At 59.8% G+C, this 5,884-nt stretch carries 14 protein-coding genes; all 14 read left to right on the top strand.

The window, feature by feature from the left end; genetic code table 11:
• On the top strand, positions 1 to 308 hold a 308-nt coding region (locus JHD77_RS32310; protein ID WP_233410329.1), incomplete at its 5' end, for a hypothetical protein.
• Between the two features lie 76 nt (positions 309 to 384).
• Positions 385 to 525 carry a hypothetical protein gene (locus JHD77_RS07475; RefSeq protein WP_003099780.1) on the top strand — a complete coding sequence of 47 codons (141 nt, stop codon included), beginning with the start codon at positions 385 to 387 and terminating at the stop codon, positions 523 to 525.
• 37 nt (positions 526 to 562) lie between these two features.
• Positions 563 to 697 carry a hypothetical protein gene (locus tag JHD77_RS32650; RefSeq protein WP_003099783.1) on the top strand — a complete coding sequence of 45 codons (135 nt, stop codon included), beginning with the start codon at positions 563 to 565 and terminating at the stop codon, positions 695 to 697.
• Between the two features lie 325 nt (positions 698 to 1,022).
• A complete protein-coding gene (locus JHD77_RS07470; protein WP_003099785.1) occupies positions 1,023 to 1,511 on the top strand; it encodes an STY4534 family ICE replication protein in 489 nt (162 codons plus the stop codon).
• A 137-nt stretch (positions 1,512 to 1,648) separates the two neighbouring features.
• Positions 1,649 to 1,807, top strand: a complete 159-nt coding sequence (locus JHD77_RS07465) for a hypothetical protein (protein WP_003099787.1) — start codon at positions 1,649 to 1,651, stop codon at positions 1,805 to 1,807.
• A 73-nt stretch (positions 1,808 to 1,880) separates the two neighbouring features.
• Entirely contained in the window at positions 1,881 to 2,078 is a 198-nt protein-coding gene (locus JHD77_RS07460) for a hypothetical protein (RefSeq protein WP_003099789.1), read from the top strand.
• Positions 2,079 to 2,197: 119 nt separating this feature from the next.
• The gene (locus JHD77_RS07455; RefSeq protein WP_003099790.1) at positions 2,198 to 2,566 is read left to right on the top strand and encodes a hypothetical protein; all 369 of its coding nucleotides are present in this window, start codon (positions 2,198 to 2,200) and stop codon (positions 2,564 to 2,566) included.
• 242 nt (positions 2,567 to 2,808) lie between these two features.
• On the top strand, positions 2,809 to 3,159 hold the full coding sequence (locus tag JHD77_RS07450; RefSeq protein WP_004347949.1) for a hypothetical protein: 351 nt from the start codon (positions 2,809 to 2,811) through the stop codon (positions 3,157 to 3,159).
• A gap of 56 nt (positions 3,160 to 3,215) precedes the next feature.
• Positions 3,216 to 3,848, top strand: a complete 633-nt coding sequence (locus JHD77_RS07445) for a DUF3275 family protein (RefSeq protein ID WP_196994077.1) — start codon at positions 3,216 to 3,218, stop codon at positions 3,846 to 3,848.
• Entirely contained in the window at positions 3,845 to 4,120 is a 276-nt protein-coding gene (locus JHD77_RS07440; protein WP_003099794.1) for a hypothetical protein, read from the top strand. The genes JHD77_RS07445 and JHD77_RS07440 overlap by 4 nt, the downstream gene beginning before the upstream one ends.
• Before the next feature lie 69 nt (positions 4,121 to 4,189).
• Positions 4,190 to 4,552: a hypothetical protein gene (locus JHD77_RS07435; protein WP_003099795.1), complete on the top strand. Its 363-nt coding sequence runs from the start codon at positions 4,190 to 4,192 to the stop codon at positions 4,550 to 4,552.
• A 67-nt stretch (positions 4,553 to 4,619) separates the two neighbouring features.
• Entirely contained in the window at positions 4,620 to 4,880 is a 261-nt protein-coding gene (locus JHD77_RS07430; RefSeq protein ID WP_003099797.1) for a hypothetical protein, read from the top strand.
• A gap of 92 nt (positions 4,881 to 4,972) precedes the next feature.
• Positions 4,973 to 5,578, top strand: coding sequence for a hypothetical protein (locus JHD77_RS07425; protein ID WP_003099799.1), 606 nt, complete (start codon positions 4,973 to 4,975; stop codon positions 5,576 to 5,578).
• A gap of 29 nt (positions 5,579 to 5,607) precedes the next feature.
• The coding region (locus JHD77_RS07420; protein ID WP_233410342.1) for a DUF6094 domain-containing protein at positions 5,608 to 5,884 on the top strand (277 nt) is incomplete at its 3' end.

Here is a 5,884-nt window from a genome sequence, read left to right as displayed (position 1 = left end):
AAAAGCCCAAGCGCGCACGCAAACCCAAGCCGGCCAAGGCGACCGCCAAAGCTGAAACGCCAGTCAGGAAGGAGCTCAAGATGGGTTCCCTCGACCATTTGATTGCACCCAACTCCGAAAGCGAAATGGGGAGGCCCCCTCTCCAGTTAGAGTCCCTGAACGATCATGAGATTGCTCTTTTGCCAGCACCTCCTGGTAGCGCAGTCTCTTGGGAACTCCATCGGCGTACTCAGGAGCAATACCACCAACGCTGGCAGGACTACTTGTCCACCATGACGGATGAACAAGTAGCTGCTCTCGGCCGCTAATAGCCACTGCTACCACTCCCAACCCTGCCGGGAACCATCCCGCAGGGTGGTTTTCCGGCATTTTTCGAGGAAAACCATGAAATCGAAACGTTCTGCATTCGCAGACGATCTCCGAAAAATCGGTACCACTGCCGTTGCGGCGAGCCTGGTGGGCATCTTCCTCAGCGAGCACCGCTTGCTGACGGCATATGCTTTCGTCATGGGTATGGTAATCTAGCTCATAGGTATCGCTCTCACCGAGGAGGAGGAGTGAAATGTCCCAGACCGAGTTCGGCATGATCATCATGACCAGCCTGGTGGTTATCTGCTCCGGCATAGCCCTCTGGTTCAGTTGGCCTCAGGTCAAGACCTGGTGCCAAAAACATCGGATTCTTCCCCGTCATCATTGACCATGAAAGCGCCCAACACTGGGCGCTTTTTTCATTTCATGGGTATTGACATTCATTTTTCCCCTGCCCATCCTTTACCCCGTGAGCTGCTGACGTTGTCGGCAACCCTCCCCCAGTAGTCATGATCTGAAAGACTACGACACGGACTTCCGTGTAGATCGAACCCAAGATCGCACCAGCTTCCGGTAGCGCGATCAATCAACCCACAGGTTGATGGAAGCCCTCTCCCTCTGATTTACCTCCCAATACCGACCCATGCGGGGAATACTTTTCCCTGACGGGCAAGGTGTTTCTCCGCTTTCGCTTACGAAACTGGAGAATCATCATGAGCAACAACACCCAAGCCCAAGAAGCCAAATATTTCGACCTGCACACCACCGGTATCGGCTACCTCAATCGCATCCGCGAGGTACCGATCCGCCGAGGTGAACCATTCCTCGCCGTAACCGTCGCAGCCCTCCATGGCGCGGCAGACAGCGTGGAATACTCCTACATCGACTGCAAAGTGGTCGGCGCCCAGGCTGAAAAGCTTGTCCGCCGTTGCAAGGAAGCAGTCGAGGCCGAGAAGAAGGTGCTGATTTCCTTCCGTATCGGCGACATCTGGGCGGATCCCTTCACCTACGAGAAAGGTGAGAAAAAAGGCCAGTCCGGCGCAAGCCTCAAAGGCCGGCTGCTCTTCATCTCCTGGATCAAAGTGGATGGCACCACCGTCTACGATGCGAAGGAAGAAGCTGAAAAAGCCCAGCAAGGCCAAGGCGAACCGCAAGGTGAGCCCGCAGCTCCTGCTGAGCGCGCTGAACAAGCCGCTGCTTGAGCACGGCTTGATCGAATACCGGCCCTCATCCCGAGGGCCTTTCACTACCTACGCTATGCGCCACTCTTCATCGCATACCCATCCGGGGGGCACCATCTCCCCCAGGGCGTGGTGTTCTCCATTATCTGGAGATCATCATGAGCAATATCCAAATCGTAGATCTGCCCGCTCTGCCGGAAGTTGAAGAGGTTTGCCTCAGCGACGTCGAGGAAGAGCTGCTGCTCAGCAGTCATTTCTGCAACTTCGCCTGGCTGTTCCTGGCCAGCAACAATACTCAGGTATCTGCCCTGGCCTAATCGCCAAACATTTCCCATTTAGGGGGCCACAGTCCCCGTGGGACTGGTGTTTCCTACCGAAAGGAGAATCACCATGCACTACGGAAAGCGGGCACTCGCCCATCTTCGTCTCGAACTGCCGCTGCAGGTTCTTATGTCCAACGCCGGCTTTTATATCGGCACCCTTGATGAAGAAGTACCAGCCTCGCGCGAGTCGGTTGAATATTACCCCTCCCGCGAACTTGCCCAACAGGCATTAGACAACGGCACTTGGACGCAACGGGAATATTAAGAAGACCTATCGCGTTAACTGCAACAACTCCACACCCTCAGGGCGCTTCGGCGCCCCTTACTTCCCCTGGAGGTCCATAGCCTCCAAGGGCATGGGCTTCCGATTTCCGGAGATATCCCATGACTCAACTCAATCCGTTTATCCGCGGCTATAGCAACTTCAGGATCGAACGCACCCTGCAGATAACCTACGAAGATGATTGCGCCCCCTGCTACCGTGCGTTGCACCCGACGCAGCAATCTCTCTCCGATGCACAACTGCAGTGCTTCCCCTGCATCTTCAATGACGACTTCGCGCTAATCACCGAGGGTCAAGAGATCGGTGAGGGGCTTGAGGACCGCTGCCCTAATGATGGCCTGGTCCGCAACGTGATCTACGGCATCTTTGCCGAACAGGCTGGCGGCCAACAAAAGCACATCGGCGATCAATATTCGTTGTCCGAGGCCGAGAGTGTCATTCGCTGCTTGTCGTTTGGCGACGGTCACTGACGATTGAGCAATCCGGCCGGCGGGAAATCCCGCCAGCCCCCGAATTCGAATTGGCTCGCTGTCGTTGACAGCGCCTCCCAAGGAGCCAGGGTTTAAGGCTCCGGCGCGCAAGCGCTAACCCACCCAAGACCGCTACAGCACTCGGCAGCGCGGTCGCATCACGCAAGTGATGGAGTGCATCCTACCCACCCACGCGGGGACCTCATCCCCGCGGGAGAGGCCTGCGTATTCGGAGACCTCTCATGACCTCTCTCAACAACCACTCCAGCGCAGGTCACACTGCTGCGTACCTCAAACTCCCGATCGTTCTCACCAACGCGGCCTGGCTGCGCCTGGTCTATCTCGCCAACCCTGCCAGGGTCGACGAGATGGGCACCCGGCTGGCCAGTGTCGTTCAAACCGCCTGGCAGGAGCTTTCGCTCCAGCCGACCGCGAAGCACATCCAATTCCACCTGTACCACAAGGAGGAAGAGGGGCAGGACCGCGCGCTCGCGCTGCTGGTCCTCTCGATAGTCGAGCCGTCCGATGAGCCTTCCTACCTGCGCATCGAGCTGCAGGAAGAAAGCCTCCAGGGCAACCCGGATACCGAGTAGCTCTCCCCTCACCACGATCCCGCTTCGGCGGGATCATCCTTTTCGCAGGTCACGCCATGATCAACATACCCGGCCAGTTGGCCATTCGAACCATCAATGGTCGCAATGGCGAGTTCAACGTGGGAAAGCTCTCGACCTCGATCGGGGAATTCGTCATCAAGGACGCTCTCCTGGACCAGCACATCGAAGGCAAGTACCGCGGTGATTTCGCCATCACCGAGATCCGTCCCTCCTACTACACCACCGGCGGCCGGCTGGTCGTCGAGATCCGCGCCAAGCTCGACAGCATGACGCTGGACGACGTGGACAACCTCAGCGACGAGGAGGCAGAGCGTCTCTCTGGCAATGAGGTGGATCCGCTCGACGAAGTGCCCGCGATACAGCAACCCACTGCCGCACCGGCGGCACCGCCGAAGTCGCCCCCGAAACCGAAGCCTCTGCGCCCCGCTGCAACAGGGGAGGACGCGCCTTTCGGTATGTCCCCTCCGGCTCCTGCAGAGCAGGCCGCCACTCCGGACACAGACGCAGATGCAGAGCTGTTCGGGACGGTCTGGCCGCTAGGCGAAATCGTCAAGCTGGACACCACGGTCGACCGCAAGCGGCTACGTCAACAGTGCGTGCGGCTCGGCGCGCTGGGCTATGAGCTCGACTTCAAACAACAAGTGTGGACCCGCAAGGAGGCCGCATGAAATCGATCTACAACACCCCAGGCTTCAGCGAGGAGTTGTTGCTGGTTTGCGCCTCGCTGCGCGAGGTCGGACTGGACAATCTGGCTGACCAGTTCCGCGATGCAGTGTTCGACCGATCCGTCGTCGACCAGGCCATCATCGCACTGCGTGAGCGGGTGAAGACCCCTTCGCCGGAGCATGCGGCCGACAACGAGCCATGGCTGTACTGCGACTGGCAGGCCAGGCAAACAGCTTACCGGCTCCTCCAGCGCCTTGAGCGCGCAACACGCTGAAGCATCACCCTACCCACCCCTGCCGGGTTCTCCCGTCAGGGAGACCTGGCCAACCACAGGAGCACACCTATGGGATGGCTTTTCTCACATCAGACGAAGGAAGACCTGCTGCGTGAGCTGCTGGCCCCAACCAGTACTTTCGCAGGCAGCACCAAGGTGCTGGCACACGCAGTCTCCGGCAATGAACTTTGGACTGTCGTAAAACGAACCTTCCACCTTGCCGGATTCTATTTCGGCAAGCCGGCCGGTCACTCGATCACCATGATCGAGCTGCACTTGCTGGACTGCTCGGCCGGGCAATGGGGCTACAAGACCATTCCAGAAAGTGCCGGCCCGTTCTACTACGGCTGTCCGCTGGAGTTCCTGGACCTGGCTCACGATGAGGTCAACCAGGAGTGGCGTGAACGTCTGACGCACGAACACCAAGCCTGACCGCACCAACCACTTCCCTTGAGGGGCGCCCTCGAGGGCGCTCCTCGTCTACCACCAGGAGCGCACCATGAACCCGCTGTTCACCAACCTCACCCAGGAAACCCTCGCTTACCTCGAGGACCAACTGTCCAACAACGACGTCGCCGGCGACGACGAGCTCATCGACCTGTTCATCGAGGAGCTGTCGCTGACCTTGGAGCAGGCGGAAGCGGCTGTCGCGCTACGCGATCAGTACCTCTGCCAGGTCTTCCTGGTCGGCCAAGGGCCGCTGCACCGTCCTGAAGCCGATGGGCTCAGCTTCGACCCTCACACCAAGAGCGTTCGGTGACCACCACGCTCCCCTGCACCAGTTGGACTACACCCCCGAGGGGCTTCACCGCCCCTCGAGGGCGGCGTGGCTCCTCCTTCAAGGAGGTTCCTATGCCCAGTCCCACCCCGCTCTACCAGATCGAAGAATGCCCAGACCTGTACGTTGACGCCTGCGTGTGCGACGAGCAGCGCAACCTGGTCTTTCTTTCGGCCTGGGGCCGCGACACCGTGACACAAGAGTTCCTGGCCAGGCTGACGCTGGACCGGGAAGAAAATGGCATCGACCATTTCCACATTATCGTGGACGGCCGGCGCTTACCTGTCTTCCCAAACCAGGATCTCCTGGAGAAACGCACCACCCGCCAGTTCCGCGGCACGTTGTTCGGCAGCCTGCTCAACCTCTGGCTGTTCGATCGGCGCGCCTCGGCGCCCGACCGAGGCAATCACCTCGCCTTCGCACTCCTGCAGCGCGATGAGGATCCACACCAAAGGCTCTGGCCGCTGGTGATGGAGACCTGTCCGCTCCCCCTCCTGCAGCACTGGCGCGAGCCAGTGATGGAGGTCCTCACCCAGCACCAGATGTTGACCGCCCTGCCAGGGACGATCGGCAACGTCTGCGCCTGGCGACTCGCCCTGCGGGTCGACGTGCTCGAGCCCACCCTCGGTGAGCTGATCCGCGAAAGCATTCTTACCACCGATGCTCAGGCACAAGCCTGAGCCATCCCTCTCAGACTCAAGGAGGCCCCATGGCCCTCATGTTCCCGCGCTTGGCGCGCAACTTTGCACGCAACGGCTACTTCCCTACCGATGAGGTCACCCTCGAACGCGCTCTGCAAGCCCTCGCTCCCGCCCCGTCGGGCAGGATGAGGATCTGTGATCCCTGCGCCGGTGAGGGGGTTGCCCTGGCTGAGGCAGCACACATCCTCGGCCGCGACAAGGTCCAAGCCCTCGCTGTCGAGTACGACCGCGAGCGCGCCGACCATGCTCGAGGCTTGCTTGAGCGAGTGCTGCACAGTGACCTTT

Origin of the sequence: Pseudomonas sp. P20, assembly GCF_016463925.1 — a bacterium.
In the GTDB taxonomy this organism is placed as follows: Bacteria; Pseudomonadota; Gammaproteobacteria; order Pseudomonadales; family Pseudomonadaceae; genus Pseudomonas; species Pseudomonas aeruginosa.
The sequence above is the reverse complement of the archived record's forward strand: the minus strand, read 5'-3'. Positions and strand labels throughout refer to the sequence as shown.